Source organism: Pelagivirga sediminicola, from assembly GCF_003072125.1.
Lineage (GTDB): Bacteria > Pseudomonadota > Alphaproteobacteria > Rhodobacterales > Rhodobacteraceae > Roseovarius > Roseovarius sediminicola.
Map to the genome: position 1 here is coordinate 1 of NZ_QCYH01000013.1, position 16,748 is coordinate 16,748.

The window sequence follows — 16,748 nt, forward strand, 5'->3', positions numbered from 1 at the left end:
TATGGCATCATTGCCGAATCCATGGGCCGTACGGCCATGGTCCGCGGATCGCTGTCGCCCAAGCAGGGCTATGCCGGTCTTGTTCCGCGGATGCGCCCGCAACCGCTGCTGACCATGGCCGACATGGGCGGCATGATGGACGGTATGGACATGAGCGGCATGGACCATAGTGCCATGACGATGTCCTCGCAAAGCAGCGCTATGCCCGAGGGCATGGACCACAGCCAGATGGATATGTCCGGCGCCACGACGGAAGTGGATCAGAGTCAGATGGACATGTCTGGAGACATGGAAGGGATGGACCACAGTCAGATGGACATGTCCAGCGACACGAAGAAGGTGGACCATAGCCAAATGGACATGTCCGGCGGCATGGCGGGCATGACTGGCATGAACCACAGCGCCCGTGACAGCAAGATCGGCGAATTCTACGCACCGGGCAGCGGTCTGATCCCAAGCGCGGCGAATGGCGGCAAGTTTCTGTCCTACAATGACCTGAAGGCACTCCGGCCGCTTTACCGTGATCGCCCGGCGACCCGGACGATTGAGGTGCGCCTGACCGGCAACATGGAGCGTTACATCTGGTCCATCAATGGCGTGAAAATGGATGATGCCGATCCGATCCGCCTGAAATACGGCGAGCGTGTCCGCTTCAAGTTCGTCAATGAAACGATGATGTCACATCCGATGCACCTGCACGGCATGTGGTCGATCCTCGATACCGGCAAGGGCAAGTGGGACCCGATCAAGCACACGGTCAGCATCGCGCCCGGCACCACCGTCTATACCGAGACCGAGGTCGATGCGACGGGCCAATGGGCTTTCCACTGCCACCTGTCCTACCACGCCGAAGCGGGCATGTTCCGCAAGGTGATCGTTGAAGGTGGACCGGTATGAACAGCGTTAGCAAAACAAGGATTGAACCGATGAAAACGATCTACCTGCCCGCTCTCGGTGCGGTGCTGGCGTCCATGACCTGGACACCGGCAGCGGCCGAGCCGATCATCTGGGGCTTTCAAGCCGAGCAGCTCGAATACCGGTTCAACGATGGCGAAGACGCGTTCGTCTGGGATTTCGACGCGCTTGCCGGGGCGGACGAGCTGCGCTTCGTCTGGCGCAGCGAAGGCGAGGTCGGCGAATCCTCGGGCGACTTCGAAGGGCTGGAAAACCAGTTGCGCCTGCAAATGCCGATCTCGACCTTCTTCGACGCGGTGGTCGGCGTTCAGGCCAGCACGCCCGATGGTGGGCCGGATCGCTACAACGCCGTGTTTGGGGTCAAGGGCCTTGCTCCGCAATGGTTCGAAATCGACGCCGATCTCTATGTCTCGGATCACCCCTTCTTTCGGTTTGAGGCCGAATATGAGGCGCTCCTGACCAACCGGATCATCCTGACGCCCAGCGTCGAGATGACGCTGCCGCTAAAAGACGATCTAGCGGCCGACCAAGGCGCCTGGGGCCCGGCGTTCGAGATCGGCGCCCGCGTCAGCTACGATCTGATCGATCGTGCGGTATCGCCTTATGTCGGCATCAATTACGAGCGGTCCTTTGGCGACACCGCCGACTTGCTGCGCGCGGCGGGCGACGACAAGGACGCGTTCTCCGTCGTCGTCGGAGCACGCATCATGTTCTGACGGGCGCAACACAACGAACGCATCCCGCAGGCCGTGTGCCTGCGGGATGCAAACCGGGGGCAAGTCAACTCTGGTCGCTGCCCTTTCGAGGCAGGACCAAAGCGGCGATCAACCCGCCCTCCGCCCGATTTTCAAGATGAACATCGCCGCCATGGGCGCGGGCAATCGTCCGCGCGATCGACAGGCCCAACCCGGTCCCGCCAGTATCGCGCGAGCGTGACTTTTCCAGCCGAAAGAACGGCTCAAAGACACGTTCCATATCCGCGTCGGGAATGCCGGGGCCGCTATCCAGAATCTCGATGACCACAGTTTCTGCGCCGCCCCGAGCAGACACGGTGGCGCCCCCCCCGTATCGCTGCGCATTCACAATGAGGTTTCGTAAGGCGCGGCGCATCGCATTTGGGCGCAGCCTGACACGTATCTGGCCAATGTCACCAATCTCGAAACCTCCGTGCATGTCCTGCTGCAGCTTTTCGAGAAAGGCGCGCAACTCCACGGTTTGCGCCTCTTCCGACGTAGCCATGCCATGCGCGAAGGCCAGGGTCCTTTCGACCATGTCCTGCATCTCTTCGATGGAGGAAATCATGCTGTCGCGGATGTCGTCTTCGTCAACCAGTTCGGCATGCACACGCAGCGCCGTCAACGGTGAGCGCAGATCGTGCCCCAGCGCCGCCAGCACGCGGGTGCGGTCCGCGATATGGCGCGTCAGGCGGTCCTGCATGTTGTTGAAGGCAACCGTCAGATCGCGCACTTCGCGCGGTCCTGTTGCTGGCAGCGTGCCCGGCGCCTCGCCCCGGCCGAAGCTTTCGGCGGCGGATGCCACGCGCCGCAGCGGGCCTATGAGGCGGTTGAGAAGAAACCATATCACTGCGACCAGGAGCAGAGCAGCGGTGATACCGAAACTGAGGGTCGAGACCACCGGCCATTGAAGCGGAGGCCGGTTGAACCGCGTATCGACGTTCAGCCAGCGCCCGTCCTGCAACCCCACCGACACGGTCATCTCGAGCGTCAACAGCCCGCCTCGCATCACTTGCAGATGCATATTGTTGCCGTCCGGGTTGATATGGGACATTGGCGTCAGCGTACCTTCGGCCTTGTGCAATTCGACCCGGATCGGGCGATCGTCCTCCGGGCCCAGAAGCGCGCGCATGCGTGCCTCGACGCTGCCGCCATCGACATGGTTCAAATGATCGACAGCCGACTCGGACGTCACATCAAACCGCACCAGAGGCGAATCCGCGGCGCGCAGGATCGACGCCTGCAATTCCTGCGGAGCTTCCTCGATCAGGCGGGCGACATTCGCGGCGCGCCCCGCCGCCTCGGCCCCCAGGGCCGCGCGAACCGCAAGGCCGCGTTCGTCCACGAAGAGCCACAGACTGATAGCTTGCGCCAGCACGAGCGCACTGATGATCAGGAGCACCAACTGGCCCCGCAGGCTGCCCAGAAATCTGCGCATCAGTCCGCGTCCTCGACTTCGGCAGACAGGCAGTATCCGCCGCCTCGCACCGTCGTGATCAACTTGGGTCGCATGGGGTCCTTTTCGACGCTGCGCCGCAGCCTGCTGATCTGATTGTCGATCGTCCGGTCAAACAGTCCGGGCGTTCGCCCAGCAGTCATTTCCAGAAGCTGCTCACGCGTCAGAACAAGCCGCGGCCGCTCCAGAAGGACGGTCAGAAGCTTGAACTCGGACACCGAGAGCTGTGCCTCCACACCGTCATCATCTACCAGAACGCGGGTATCGGTATCCAGCGTCTGGTGCCCAAACCTGACGCGCCTGCCAGTCAAAGTCCCGCCCAGGATTTCGGGGCGCGTAGATCGTCTCAGGATGGCTTTTATCCGCGCCAGCAATTCACGCGGATTGAACGGCTTGGCCAGATAATCATCCGCACCGACTTCGAGGCCGATGATACGGTCCATCTCTTCTCCCAAGGCAGTGAGCATCAGGATGGGTATCGATCCGTTGGAGGATAGACGCCGACAGACGGAAAGCCCGTCCTCTCCGGGCATCATGACATCCAGCACAATAAGATCGAACCGGCTTTTCGCCAATTCCGCATCCATTTCAGATGCGTTTTCGGCCTTCGTCACCCGCATCCCGTTCTTCACGAGATACCGGGAAACCGCATTCCTGATTTCGAGGCTGTCGTCGACGACAAGGATATGGTGAACATCTGACATATGGCGTTAGTATAGGTTTTCCGGTTAGATGTATCTGCTACTTGCCTGAAAAATGTAACGAAAAGTATCATGGGGGCCCTATGTTACAAACCGTTACCAAGCCGCCCTCGCCGCCCATTGTGAATGCCGTCGCAATGCTCAACTTGGTGTCATCGACAACGAGAGCAGAAGGAAGCTTCACAATGAAACGCAGTATCATCCACGTCTTTGCACTGGCCAGCGCCATTTTCGCAGGCGGTGTTGCCTTGGCAGATTCAGGCTACAGAACAGGCCATCACGAATTTCGTGCGCAGAGCGCCGGATCAAACTCCGGAGTAATGACGAAAAGCAGCGTCGGGCATAACGGCGCTTTCCTTGACGGAAAGGTTAACCCAAACGACGCCGATGCCCACCCCCGGAACATGCAACGGCGCGACATGCGGGCGGGACGCGATAGAGAGTACAGTCCGCTGCCTCCGAATGCCGGTAACGACCGCTGAACAAAGAGATATTCTTATGCACGGCGTCAAAAACGCGCCGTGCATTTTGACACAAGGTCGGTCGACGCCCCTCTACGAACCGACCACCAGGTTTCCTGGGAAAAAAGCGGGTCATAGGCTTGGCGTAACCGCTTCATTCTCCGATTGAATGACGGCGCACCCCTGAAGGACTTGACCGAGAATTTGACACGCGGCGGCGACCTCAATCAGCGGCAATATCGGTCCGGAGGCAGAGCCGCCCTATGGGACGTGTCCCGATGCGGGCTGTTCCCGGAGGGCACGACGTTCAGGAATTTCCAGCATGCCTTTTAGCTGGCGACGCCTGCGACACACAGCCACTCCTGCCCGCTCAGTTCCAGACCGGCACGCGATCTTACTCCGGCATCATGGCGCCAATGGCATACATGCCGTCCTCGCCCTTGATCAGCATCAGAGTGACTTTGTCTCCGGCTGAAGCCCCGCCCAACATCTGCGCCTCGGAAGTAAGGGCGAAATCCATCGTCATCGCGGGCCAGCCTATTTCCGGGATCGGATCATGGCTGACATTGACGGTGCCGTCGCCGATGGAATTCAGGGTGGCCGTGGTATGCACCGCGCCTTCCATCTGCGCATCGCTCATCTGCATCTGGGAATGATCCATCCCGTCGCTGGTCTGCGCCAGCGCCAAAGGCGCTGACAGAGCAAGGGCGAGAATGGAAAGGGAGAGGGTTTTCATGGGTATTCCTTTCAGTGGAGTTATAGTTAAGTGTCATTCGGCGAGGGTGGCAACTGCATCGGTCGGGGCCTGGCGCTGCAATTCTCGGTTGACACGCTTCAAGGCCAGCCGTTTCCAGATCACGAAGATGGACGGGATCACAAACAGGGTCAGCAGGGTCGCGGTTGCCATGCCGCCCACCATCGGCGCGGCGATCCGCTGCATGATCTCCGAGCCGGTCCCCGTGCCGTACATGATCGGGATCAGGCCCGCGAAAATCGTCGCAACGGTCATGATCTTGGGGCGCACCCGCAACAGGGCGCCGTCGAACACGACCTCCTCGACATCGATCGCGGTCATCAGCCTCGATTCAAGAATGGCCCGTTTCTTACGCTTTTCCCAGGCGAGATTGAGATAAAGCAGCATCACGATGGCTGTCTCTACCGCCACGCCCGCCAGCGCGATGAAGCCCACCAGCACGGCTACGGAAATGTCGAAGCTGAGATACCAAAGGAACCACACGCCCCCGGCCAGGGCCACAGGCAGGGCCGCAAGGATGATGCCAACTTCGATTATCCGGTTGAACGCCAGAAACAGCATCAGGGTTATGATCAGAAGTGTCGCGGGGGCGACCAGCGTCAGCCGTTCCTGCATCCGTTCGATATACTCGTACTGGCCTGACCAGGTGATCGAATAGCCCGGCGGCAGCGTGACCTGATCGGCCACGAGTGCGCGGGCCTCCTTCACATATCCGCCCCGATCGCGCCCGGCGATATCGATAAAGACGAACCCGGTGCGCCGGGCGTTTTCGGAACGGATCATGGCAGGACCGTCAACGATCTTTACCTCGGCCAACGCCCCCAGCGGGATATGCGCGCCCGACGGTGTGACGACGGGCAGATCGCGCAAGGTTTCGGGACTGTCCCGCCATTCCTGCGGATAGCGCATATTGATCGGATAGCGCTCCAGCCCCTCGACGGATTCCGAGACCTGCATCCCGCCGATGGCGGTCTGAACAACGTCCTGAACGTCCCGCACGCTCATCATATAGCGCCCGGCCGCATCGCGGTCGGGCGTGATCTCGATGAAACGTCCGCCGATCGGCCGTTCGGCATAGGCCGACGCGGTGCCTTCCACGCTGGCGACAGCACGTTCCACCTCGATCCCGATCTCTTCGATCACGCGCAGATCGGCGCCGGAGATCTTGACGCCCACCGGCGTCTTGATGCCGGTGGCCAGCATGTCGATGCGGTTCTTGATGGGCTGGATCCAGACGTTGGTCACGCCGGGAATCTGCACGGCCTTGTCCAGAGCATTGCGGATTCCTTCCATGGTCATGCCCGTGCGCCACTCCGCCTCGGGCTTCAGCTGGATTGTCGTTTCGATCATCGTCAGGGGCGCGGGGTCGGTTGCGGTGTCGGCGCGGCCCAGTTTGCCATGAACGGTCTGAACCTCGGGGATCGTGGCGATCATCCGGTCGGTCTGTTGCAGAACCTCCCGCGCCTTTCCGATGGAGATGCCCGGATAGAGTGTCGGCATGTAGAGAAAATCGCCCTCGTTCAATTCGGGCATGAACTCGCTTCCGATCCGCTGCAAGGGCCACCACATCGACGCCACCACCAGACCCGCCAGCAGTGTCGTCGCCCAGGGCCAGGCGACGGCGGCATCCAGAAACGGGCGGTAGATCCAGATGATCAGCCGGTTCAGCGGGTTCTTCCGCTCGGGGATGATGCGCCCGCGCACGAAATAGCCCATGAGAACGGGCACAAGTGTGATGGACAGGATTGCAGCGGCGGCCATCGCGTAGGTCTTGGTAAAGGCCAGCGGCTTGAAGAGGCGCCCTTCCTGGCTCTCGAGCACGAAGACGGGCAGGAAGCTGACCGTGATGATGGCCAGCGAATAGAAGAGGGCGGGCCCCACTTCGGAGGCGCATTCGCTGACGATGCGCCACCTGTTTTCGGGAGTGATCTTCTCCTTTTCAAGCCGTCGATGCATCGCCTCGATCATCACGATGGCGGCGTCCACCATGGCGCCGATAGCGATGGCGATGCCGCCCAGCGACATGATGTTGGCGTTGACCCCTTGCAGTTTCATCACGATGAAAGCCGCCGCGATGCCGAGGGGCAGCGACACGAGGATCACGAGGGACGAGCGGATGTGCAGCAGGAACGCGGCGCAGACAAGGATGACGACGATGAATTCCTCGGTCAGCTTCTTTTGCAGGTTCTTGATGGCCCGCTCGATCACGCCCGCCCGGTTGTAGGTGGTCACGATCTCGACGCCCTCGGGCAGGCTGCTGCGCAGTTCCTCCATTCGCGTCTCGACCGCCTTGATCGTGCTGAGGGCATTGCCGCCCCAGCGCAGGATCACCACGCCACCCACGGCGTCGCCCTCGCCATTCAGCTCGCCCACGCCGCGGCGCATCTCGGGGCCAAGGCGAATATCGGCGATGTCGCCAATCGTCAGGGCCGCGCCCCGATCATTGACCATCAGCGGCGCCTTGGCGATATCCGCCAACTCATCGACATAGCCGGTTGAGCGGACCATGAATTCAGCCTCGCCCATTTCGATCACGCTGCCGCCGGTCTCGCGGTTGGCGTTCTCTATTGCGGACCGGATCTGGGCCAAGGTCACATCATAGGCACGCAGCTTGTCCGGATCGATGACGACCTGATACTGCTTGACCATGCCGCCTATGGTGGCGACCTCGGAGACGCCTTCGACGGTTTGCAGCTCATATTTCAGGAACCAGTCCTGAAGGCTGCGCAGCTCCGACAGGTCATGCCCGCCCGTCCGGTCGATCAGCGCGTATTGGTAAATCCAGCCAACGCCGGTGGCATCGGGGCCCAGCTCGGGCGATACGCCCTCGGGCAGGTTCGAGGTGATCTGGGCGAGATACTCCAGCACGCGGCTGCGCGCCCAGTAAAGGTCTGTGCCATCTTCGAAGACGACGTAAACATAGCTGTCGCCGAAGAAGGAAAAGCCGCGCACGTCGCTGGCGCCGGGAACGGCCAGCATCGCGGTGGCAATGGGATAGGTGATCTGGTCCTCGACCACCTGCGGCGCCTGACCCGCATAGGGCGTGCGCACGATCACCTGCACGTCCGACAGATCGGGAATGGCGTCAACCGGGGTCGAGCGGATGGCCCAGACGCCGACGACGCCCATCATGATTGCCAGTGCGAGTATGATGACGCGGTTGGCGATCGAGGCCTGGATGATGGCGCGGATCATTCGCCTGCCCCCTCTGTGATGCCCACAAGGGTCATTGAGAAGTCAGGATTTTGCCGAAACTTCAGGGTGACCTCACGGCCCTCGGGCAGGGCTGAAGCGTCCACCGATGAGTCAATCGCGAAATCCATCGTCATGCCGGGCATCCCGGTTTCGGTGATCGGGCCATGGGTGATGGTTGCCGTTCGCGTGGCTGGATCGACGGCGTCGATGCTGCCGGGTACGGTTATGGGCGGTGTCTTGCCTGCCTCCGGGGTGGTCTTGGCCACAGAATCCGTCATCGTCATGTCCTGTGCGATGTCGTCGCCGCTGTCCGTGCCTTTGCCGCGAACGGCCACCACCGTGAACACGCCGTCCTAGCCCTTGGACAGATCAAATTCGACTGGGGCGTCCAGCGGAACCGAAGCGGGGTCGAACCCCGCGACGGGCATATCCATCTGCATCGCAGGCCAGCCAAGTTCTGGAATGGGATCATGGGCAAGCGTCAGCTTTCCATCGGCGGTGATTGCGACAACCCTTCCGTTGCCTGTTGCCGCAACACCGTCATCGCTCCCCAGCGAGATGAGCCCCAGCAGCCCGTCCGCGCCGCGCGCGACGCGAAAGACGACTTGCTGGCCGATCTTCAAACCATCCAGCGCGACATCCGCGCGCACCGCAAAGCGCGAGCTCATTGCAGGCCAGTCCAGCGCGTCGAGGGCGCCGTGCCGGATCGTCGCGATCCGCGCCTCTCGGTCCAGTGCGATCAACGCGCCCGTCCCGTCGGCCGGCGCGTCGTCCGTTGGCGCCATGCGCATCAATCCGGCGCTCAGCGCGCTTTCGCTGTCGAGCAGGAATTGCGCCGACGCGACGACCTCTTCGCCCGGAGCGAGGCCCTGAACCACTTCGGTGCGCCCGCCTTCGCCGAATTCGTCGTGCAGCCCCGTCGTGATGAGACGCGGCTTGTACGTACCGTCGCCGGTTTTCAGGATGACGCGTTCGGCGGAGCCGGTGCGGATGATCGCTTCGGTCGGAACGGTCAGCGCCATGCGCGTGTCGGTCGGGATCAGGTTGACCGTGCCGAACATGTTGGGCCGCAGGAGCCCTTCGGAATTGTCGAACTGCAGACGCACAGGCAGGGTGCGCGTCTCGGGATCGAGCTCGGGGTAGACATAGTCGATTTCCCCTTCGAAGGTGCGGCCACTCAGATGGTCGAACGTGGCAACGGCACGCATGTCTTCGGTCAGCCGGGCGATGTCCCGCTCGAACACGTCGACGATCAGCCAGACGGCGCTGAGATCGGTCAGCGAGACGGCACGGGTTCCTGGTTGCAGGAACATCCCGTCTGCCGCATCAAGCGAGATGACGACGCCGTCCTGTGGCGCCAGAACTTCGAGGTTGCGCTCAGGCGTGCCGCTCGCTTCGATCCGGGTGATCTGCTCATCGGACATTCCCTGACTGCGCAGGGCGTTTCGCGCAGCGTCGATGATCCTCTTGTCGCCTGCCTCGATCGCGCGGACCAGATCGCTGCTGGACGATCCGATCACGGGCGAGAACATCTCGAACAGGGTATCGCCCTTCTCGACGGGGTCGCCGACAGCCCGCACGTTGAGCGCCTCGATCCAGCCCTCGACACGGGTGTGAATGTGGCTGGTCAAATGCTCATCGTAGCCGACGAAGCCGACCGTCTCGATCCGTCTTGCAATCTCGGACGTCTTGGTGATCGCCGTGCGCACACCGATTGCATTGATCTCGCCAGTGGACAAAGTCACTTCTGCGGGATCGCCCGCTTCTTCCTGCCCAGAGTAGACCGGAATCAGATCCATCCCCATGGGCGACTTGCCGGGGCCGGGTTGCCTGAAGTTCGGGTCCATCGGAGCAACCCAGTACAGAATGTCCGGCCCGGCCGCGTCGGTCGTGCCTGCCGGGTTCAGGTGAACCCTTTCCAGATAAATCCCGCCTGCCGCGCCCGCAGCAAGCGCCAGAACGGCCAGGGCCGAATATCGTCCACGCATGTTTACCTCAATTTCGGCTCCTGCACAGGTGCCGCTTCCAATCAATCAGCATCGCATGATCGCAGGATGCGGCCACGCGTCAGGCAGTCGATCAGATGTTGCGCGGAGGACGGTCTTGAGTGGTTCCCAAATGTAGCGGAAGCACCGGGCCGCCTTCGGCCAAAAGATCCTTGGCCAGCAGAGTGCTCACAGGAGCGGGTGTCGACACATCAAAGGATACATAAACGCTGCACATCGACGGCCCGCAGTGCATGGCGCTGCCGGACTCATCATCGGTTTGAGAGCTGACATGTGCCGTGTCATCTGGCTGAGCCGCGTGCATCGTGCAGTCGCCGGCGTGCTCGGCTTCGACTTGATGGCGGGTATGGCATTGCAGCGAATTGGATGCTGAAGCGGGAAGTATCGCCTGGAGCAACAGCATGATTGTCAGCAGCAATAAACCTGCCGGTCTCAAAACCGCTTGAACATCGAAATTTCGATATAGCCATGCCATGTTGGTCGTGTGTCGATAAAACGCGCGAAGGTCAATTCAGAAACTTGTGATGGTAACGGGCCGGCGGAGAGGCGTAATCCGCGCCAACCACCGTCAGGTTGGCCCATTTTTTTGCCAAGCGGGCATCCGCTTCAAAGACGTCGATGGCCTTGAAAAAAAGCATGCTGGTCTTCTCAGGACAGCGCGAAACCACGTTCCGAACCTCCAGCGGATTGGAGAACCTGATAAGACGAAAAGCTGCACGATTGGCCCCACCGTTACAAAGCGTTACAAAAGAATTCACTGCCATGCCGTGCAGACCCGCGCTCAGTTGCCTAGGTTAGCCTCATGGCAACGGAAAAGGAGTTCACCATGTCACAACGTTTCATTCTTGCCCTCTCGATGGCTGCTGCAACCGCACTCGGCGGTGCTGCCTACGCTCAAAGTGATCACGGCCATGGCGGGAAAGCAAAACCCGCTGATGGCGGTATGATGATGCAGGGCGGCGGTTCCGGTATGATGGGCGATATGTCCGGCATGATGCAGAAAATGAAAAACATGCACCAGATGCACGGCAACAAGATGGGCGGCATGGGCAACATGGGGTCCGGTATGATGGGCGGCGCCATGATGCAGATGCTCGACGCCGATGGCGACGGCAACGTGACGCCCGAGGAGATGCGCGAGCAGATGCAGGCCAAGCTGGCCGAGTATGACAGCGACGGCGACGGCACATTGTCGATTTCCGAGTTCGAGGTGCTGCACAGCGCGATGATCCGAGAGAAGATGGTAGACAAGTTCCAGCATCTCGACGCCGACGGCGACGGCGCCATCACCAGTGACGAAATGACCGCACCAGCCAAAAAGATGGAGCGTATGCAGAAGATGCGTTCCGGCATGATGGAGCAGATGCAGCGTCAGCCCGGCACAGGTCAGGGTATGGGGTCCGACATGAACGATGCTGACGACTCCGGCGACAATTGAGGATTACGGCGCCGGCCCATGGCCGGCGCCACCTCTTCGCTGACCGGAACTGGAGGTCGACATGATGGGTTTTGGAATGGGTGGCTTTTGGATGCTGCTCGGCATCATTTTGGTCGTGCTGGGGATTCTGGCGCTGGTCAAATACCTGTCCAAATAATCGAAAGGAAAGAGAAATGTCCTATACCTATGACCGCATCCTGACGAACGTCGATATCGACGACGCGGAAATGCGCATCCGTGATGCTCTGGCCAAAAACGGCTTCGGCATTTTGACCGAGATCGACGTCAAGGCGACGATGAAAAAGAAGATCGACGTCGAGATGGAGCCTTACCGCATCCTTGGGGCCTGCAACCCGGAAATGGCTCACAAGGCTATCGGGATCGAGCCGCGAGTGGGTGCAATGCTGCCCTGCAACGTCATCCTGCGCAAAGTGGACGATGGCACCGAGGTCAGCGCCATCGACCCCGTGGCATCCATGCAGGCCATTGACAACGGCCAGCTGCACGAGGTCGCGGGCGAGGTGCGGGACATGATGCGAGCGGCTGTCGACACCGCCTGACGGAGATATTTTTCAACAATACCTTGACCTTCCAGCAGATTGAATAATTAGGGTTGGCCGGAATCGAATGCAACACCGGCTGGACGAGTGGGGGCTGGCAACATGTCAGGCGATGGAACTCAGCCCCTGGCGCCCGTCCAGAAGCTTGGTGCAAGTGTCATTGGAGCAGATCTTCTTATTGTCTTTGTGCCGATCCATTCGTTGGAGGCTGAAGAACTCTTTGTTGCGGTTGCCACATTGACGCTCGCATTGATCGAGGGTGCCAATATCAGCTTTGGCGCTTCAGCCTGGTCAGTGACGACCTTCTGGCTGGAACTTGGGGCATCATATTCTACGGGTTCATTCTACGGGGCTGTGGCGCTTGCCGGGTTGCTCTGGAACCCGCTTGCCTTGCCGCTGGGGCTTGCGGCATATGCCGTTTGGAGTTTTCTGCACCATAACCGGGTATTCGGCGCGCCGGTTCCGAAATGGTATCTCCCGTGAGGAGTGTTCAGTGACGCACGGATTCTTGATAGGAACGATCGCAAAAGGCGCCCTCGCAGCCGTCCTGGTCCTTGCTGCTGTGGCGCTGTTCGTCGGCCCCTTGTCCGATCTGGTCGAAAACCTCGATGGCGAGCGCATATCCGACTGGGTAGATGCCGCCGGTACGTGGGGGCCAATCCTGATCATTGCCTTGATGACCGTCGCGATTATTGCGACGCCCATTCCAAGTGCGCCGATCGCTCTGGCCGCCGGTGCCGCATACGGGCATACACTGGGCACCATCTACATTGTCATCGGCGCTGAAGTCGGCGCTTTGGCCGCCTTCGCACTCGCACGTTTTCTGGGTCGCGACGTGCTGACCCGATGGTTGGGCGACAAGGTGGACAAAGGCTGGCTCGGGTCGCAGAACGCGCTGACCTTCACGGTCTTTGCCAGCCGATTGATGCCGTTTATCTCTTTCGACATCGTCAGCTACGCCGCCGGCCTCAGCTGTCTACACTTCTGGCGCTTCGCGGTGGCCACCCTTGCCGGGATCATTCCCGCGAGTTTCGTTCTGGCGCATTTCGGCAATGAAGCCGTCAGTGGAGAACCAGGGCGTGCCGCTTGGGCCGCCATCGGGCTGGGTGCGTTGACGCTGACACCTCTCGTCATCGTTGCGGTAAGGGACCGGCGCAGAAAGCGGGTATCTCATGACTGAACAACCTTTATCGGGTGAACGCACGCCCCTTGGTTGGAGGATAATCCGCTGGCTTGTTTGGAAAGACGTCAGGCGCACGTGCCATCGGCATCTGGCCAACCGGACACTGCGGCTGACCAGCGGTGATGCGCTGCGCTGGTTGCCCGACGACACTGACCGCTTCCTCGACACGCTGGAGCGCGAAAGCACGGAGATGAGAGCGATTGCCGATTTGCCGCAGCTTCCGAATGCCGGGAGTCGGCTGATGGTTGAACTGGCGATCCATACGGTCGCCGCCGACGCGGCGCTGCGGTCCCACGGAGTCGAGACGGGCTCTGCACATTCGGTCGTGGCCGATGTAGGTTGGAATATTTATCGTCGCATGCTCGGTCTGTCGTCTCTGCCATCACGGATTGTCAGCCGCAATCCTGGGCGCAGACTTCGTTGGACAATTCGCGGATTGCTGATCTTTCCGTTCCGTCCGGTCGGCGCACCGGGCTACGAAACGCGTGTCTTTCGGGACGGCGAAGACCTGCGCACGCATTTCACGCATTGTCCGCCGCAGACCTTCGCACGCGCTGTCGCCAAGCGTCGCGAGGATCCTGAATTGCTGGAGGCATTCCGGCAAAGCTGGTGCCGCTACGATTGGCCCGGCGCAGACCTCATCGCCGACGATGGTAGGCGAGGACATTATCAGAGGCCTCATACGCTGTCGGCGGGGGACCCGGTTTGCGACATGTGCTGGAAGGCGCGCGGATCTGGACAAATGGATCAATCGAACGACACGCCGCAATCCAGAGAAAGGACGCTCTAAATGGTTTCGGAATACAAGGCGAACAGCATTACATTATCCGGAGCGATCGCAATGGGCACGGGCGTGATGATCGGCGCCGGGATTTTTGCCCTGACAGGGCAGATTGCGCAGCTTGCAGGGCCGCTCTTTCCATTGTCTTTCGTGGTTGGCGCTATCGTGACCGCATTCAGCGCATATACATACATCAAGGTGTCGAATGCCTATCCGTCGGCTGGCGGTATCGCGATGATCCTGCAAAAGGCCTACGGACCGACAACCATCGCGGCTGCGGCCGCGCTGCTTATGGCATTGTCGATGGTGATCAACGAAAGCCTCGTTGCGCGGACCTTTGCCACGTATCTCCTACGCGGTCTGGGCCTCGACCAATCCGGCTGGTTGGTGCCAGCCCTCGGCGTGGGCCTCATCCTCTTTGCCTATCTCGTCAATGCTGCGGGCAACCGATCCGTCGGCCTGTTCTCGATTGTCATGGCCATCATCAAGGTGGGCGGCATCGCGCTGTTCGGGGCGGCGGCGCTCTGGGCGGGCGGCATTTCTTTCGAGGCCGCTTCGGATCAGCAATCGACGCAAATAACCGGCTTTGTCGCGTCGGTGGCGCTGTCGATCCTCGCGTTCAAGGGCTTTACCACGATCACCAACAGCGGTGCCGAAGTCACCGACCCGCATCGCAATGTCGGACGGGCGATCATCGTATCCATCGGTCTCTGCGTCATTGTCTATCTGCTGGTGGCATTTGCCGTGGGGTCCAGTCTGACACTGGAGCAGATCATTTCCGCCAAGGATTATGCCCTGGCAGAAGCCGCAGGTCCGACCCTTGGCCAGACCGGTTTCTATCTGACTGTTCTTCTGGCCATCGTCGCCACCTCCTCGGGCCTGATCGCAAGCATCTTTGCGGTTTCCCGCATGCTCGCGATGCTGACCGACATGAAGCTGATCCCGCACAGCCATTTCGGCCTGCCGGGGATGATCCGCGATCATACGCTGATCTATACCGTGGTGATCGCCAGCTTTTTGACCGTGTTTTTCGATCTCAGCCGGATCGCGTCGCTCGGCGCGTTCTTCTATCTGGTGATGGACATCATCATCCACTGGGGTGTGTTCCGCCACCTGAAACAGGACATCAAGGCGAGCGGATGGGTGATGCTCACTGCGATCGCGCTGGATGTCGTCGTGCTGTCGGTCTTTGGCGCACTGAAATGGCAAAGTGACCCGCTTATCGTGCTTGTGTCGCTTGGTCTGATGGCGGCTGTCTTTGCCTTTGAGTGGCTGTTTCTGCGTCATCGCCCGAAAGACAAAGACCGTTCTCAATCTCACTTGCACATGTAGGAAGACAAGCCATGCTAACCGCCGCCATTCCCTTCCCAGATATCGGCACGGAACTCTTCGCGATCGATATCGGTACCTTTCACTTCGCGTTGCGCTGGTATGCCCTCGCCTATATCGCGGGTCTTCTCATTGGTTGGTGGATTTGCGTCAGGGCCGTCAAAAGACCTGCGCTCTGGTCCAAAGCCGGGCCTCCGCTTAATTCAGACCAGATCGGGGATCTAATCACGTGGATCATCCTCGGTGTGATTATCGGCGGTCGTCTGGGCTTCGTCCTGTTCTATCAACCGCAATACTACCTGCAAAACCCGCTCGAGATTCTCATGGTCTGGCAGGGCGGCATGTCGTTCCACGGCGGCTTCGTCGGTGTGGCGGTGGCCGGTCTGGTGTTTTCTATCCGCCAAGGCGCGCCGCTTCTCGGAACCGCAGACCTTCTGGCCCTTGCAACGCCGCCGGGCCTATTGCTCGGGCGTCTGGCCAACTTCACAAACAACGAACTCTGGGGCCGACCGACTGACGTTCCCTGGGCTGTAATTTTTCCAGGAGAGGCCGCGCAAACTTGCCCGGGCGTCGCGGGCCTGTGCGCACGGCACCCATCCCAACTCTATGAAGCGTTGCTGGAAGGTTTCTTTCTGGGCGCCGTATTGCTTGTCCTTGCCTGGCAGCGCGGTTGGCTGAAATGGCCCGGTGCCCTTACCGGGACATTCCTGGTGGGCTACGGTCTATCACGAGGCTTCGTCGAGTTTTTCCGGCAGCCGGACATGCAATTTGTGGCCGAAGGGAATCCGGTCGGATATGTGCTGCAATTCGGAAGCTGGGGGCTCACGATGGGCCAGACACTCTCGGTGCCGATGATCCTATTGGGGGTTCTTCTTCTCTGGCTTTCCAGTCAACGAACAGCGGTTCCCGCATGAGAAAGGGCAGGGTTGATAAAACAGAAAAGCAGGGCAGAGGAGCATAGAACGGTTCGGTCCGATCTCACCGCTCTGACGGAGCACCCAAGCGTGACCGCACTTGCCGTCGGTGCAACAGTGGATTGAACGGCATCCGACAAGCTCTGCGCCCCAATCGACATCTTTGTCACCTAAGGCGCCTGCACCTTACCGGTGCCCGCAGTTCGCACTAAGGTCAGGGCAAGAGCACATAGGATCCCGGCGCTTCACCCAAGAGTCGGTAGCCCTTGCGTGGCGCGCCCAGGCGAGGGGGCTTTGTGAGTTCACCTGAATGTTCGGCGA

The 16,748-nt window shown here is 60.5% G+C and carries 18 protein-coding genes; 10 read left to right on the plus strand and 8 right to left on the minus strand.

Going from position 1 to position 16,748, the window contains the following annotated elements:
* Positions 1–897: multicopper oxidase domain-containing protein (locus tag DC366_RS16110; RefSeq protein ID WP_165802939.1), on the plus strand; the 897-nt coding region annotated here is incomplete at its 5' end.
* A 29-nt stretch (positions 898–926) separates the two neighbouring features.
* Positions 927–1,631 carry a copper resistance protein B gene (locus DC366_RS16115; RefSeq protein WP_243405174.1) on the plus strand — a complete coding sequence of 235 codons (705 nt, stop codon included), beginning with the start codon at positions 927–929 and terminating at the stop codon, positions 1,629–1,631.
* Positions 1,632–1,695: 64 nt separating this feature from the next.
* On the opposite strand, the gene DC366_RS16120 is transcribed toward DC366_RS16115, so the two are convergent.
* Positions 1,696–3,087, minus strand: a complete 1,392-nt coding sequence (locus tag DC366_RS16120; protein ID WP_108693253.1) for an ATP-binding protein — start codon at positions 3,085–3,087, stop codon at positions 1,696–1,698.
* A complete protein-coding gene (locus tag DC366_RS16125; RefSeq protein ID WP_108693254.1) occupies positions 3,087–3,809 on the minus strand; it encodes a response regulator in 723 nt (240 codons plus the stop codon). The genes DC366_RS16120 and DC366_RS16125 overlap by 1 nt, the downstream gene beginning before the upstream one ends.
* Before the next feature lie 182 nt (positions 3,810–3,991).
* On the opposite strand from DC366_RS16125, the gene DC366_RS19690 reads away from it, so the two are divergent.
* A complete protein-coding gene (locus tag DC366_RS19690; protein WP_133176225.1) occupies positions 3,992–4,288 on the plus strand; it encodes a hypothetical protein in 297 nt (98 codons plus the stop codon).
* Positions 4,289–4,661: 373 nt separating this feature from the next.
* Here the strand turns inward: DC366_RS19690 and DC366_RS16130 are convergent, their stop codons facing one another.
* The 6 genes from DC366_RS16130 to DC366_RS20485 all read right to left on the minus strand — a co-directional run bounded on the left by DC366_RS16130 (position 4,662) and on the right by DC366_RS20485 (position 10,860).
* Positions 4,662–5,003 carry a copper-binding protein gene (locus tag DC366_RS16130; RefSeq protein WP_108693255.1) on the minus strand — a complete coding sequence of 114 codons (342 nt, stop codon included), beginning with the start codon at positions 5,001–5,003 and terminating at the stop codon, positions 4,662–4,664.
* Between the two features lie 33 nt (positions 5,004–5,036).
* Positions 5,037–8,216: an efflux RND transporter permease subunit gene (locus DC366_RS16135; RefSeq protein WP_108693256.1), complete on the minus strand. Its 3,180-nt coding sequence runs from the start codon at positions 8,214–8,216 to the stop codon at positions 5,037–5,039.
* Positions 8,213–8,563, minus strand: a complete 351-nt coding sequence (locus tag DC366_RS20335; protein ID WP_243405175.1) for a copper-binding protein — start codon at positions 8,561–8,563, stop codon at positions 8,213–8,215. Before DC366_RS20335 ends, DC366_RS16135 begins: the two co-directional genes overlap by 4 nt.
* A 6-nt stretch (positions 8,564–8,569) precedes the next feature.
* The gene (locus DC366_RS16140; protein ID WP_243405176.1) at positions 8,570–10,204 is read right to left on the minus strand and encodes an efflux RND transporter periplasmic adaptor subunit; all 1,635 of its coding nucleotides are present in this window, start codon (positions 10,202–10,204) and stop codon (positions 8,570–8,572) included.
* 91 nt (positions 10,205–10,295) lie between these two features.
* On the minus strand, positions 10,296–10,697 hold the full coding sequence (locus DC366_RS19695; protein ID WP_133176226.1) for a hypothetical protein: 402 nt from the start codon (positions 10,695–10,697) through the stop codon (positions 10,296–10,298).
* Between the two features lie 31 nt (positions 10,698–10,728).
* On the minus strand, positions 10,729–10,860 hold the full coding sequence (locus DC366_RS20485; protein WP_279305766.1) for a hypothetical protein: 132 nt from the start codon (positions 10,858–10,860) through the stop codon (positions 10,729–10,731).
* 164 nt (positions 10,861–11,024) lie between these two features.
* Between DC366_RS20485 and DC366_RS16145 the strand changes: the two genes are divergently transcribed.
* The 7 genes from DC366_RS16145 (at position 11,025) to lgt (ending at position 16,427) form a co-directional block, all read left to right on the plus strand.
* Entirely contained in the window at positions 11,025–11,660 is a 636-nt protein-coding gene (locus DC366_RS16145; protein ID WP_243405177.1) for an EF-hand domain-containing protein, read from the plus strand.
* Between the two features lie 173 nt (positions 11,661–11,833).
* Positions 11,834–12,220, plus strand: coding sequence for a DUF302 domain-containing protein (locus DC366_RS16150; protein ID WP_108693257.1), 387 nt, complete (start codon positions 11,834–11,836; stop codon positions 12,218–12,220).
* A gap of 102 nt (positions 12,221–12,322) precedes the next feature.
* Positions 12,323–12,703, plus strand: a complete 381-nt coding sequence (locus tag DC366_RS19705) for a hypothetical protein (RefSeq protein WP_133176228.1) — start codon at positions 12,323–12,325, stop codon at positions 12,701–12,703.
* A 10-nt stretch (positions 12,704–12,713) separates the two neighbouring features.
* Positions 12,714–13,400: a TVP38/TMEM64 family protein gene (locus DC366_RS16155; RefSeq protein WP_439331666.1), complete on the plus strand. Its 687-nt coding sequence runs from the start codon at positions 12,714–12,716 to the stop codon at positions 13,398–13,400.
* Positions 13,393–14,193: a hypothetical protein gene (locus DC366_RS19710; protein ID WP_133176229.1), complete on the plus strand. Its 801-nt coding sequence runs from the start codon at positions 13,393–13,395 to the stop codon at positions 14,191–14,193. The genes DC366_RS16155 and DC366_RS19710 overlap by 8 nt, the downstream gene beginning before the upstream one ends.
* Complete coding sequence (locus DC366_RS16165; RefSeq protein ID WP_108693260.1) at positions 14,194–15,516, plus strand: APC family permease; 1,323 nt, start codon at positions 14,194–14,196, stop codon at positions 15,514–15,516.
* 11 nt (positions 15,517–15,527) lie between these two features.
* Complete coding sequence (gene lgt, locus DC366_RS16170) at positions 15,528–16,427, plus strand: prolipoprotein diacylglyceryl transferase (RefSeq protein WP_108693261.1); 900 nt, start codon at positions 15,528–15,530, stop codon at positions 16,425–16,427.
* The last annotated feature ends 321 nt before the right edge of the window (positions 16,428–16,748 follow it).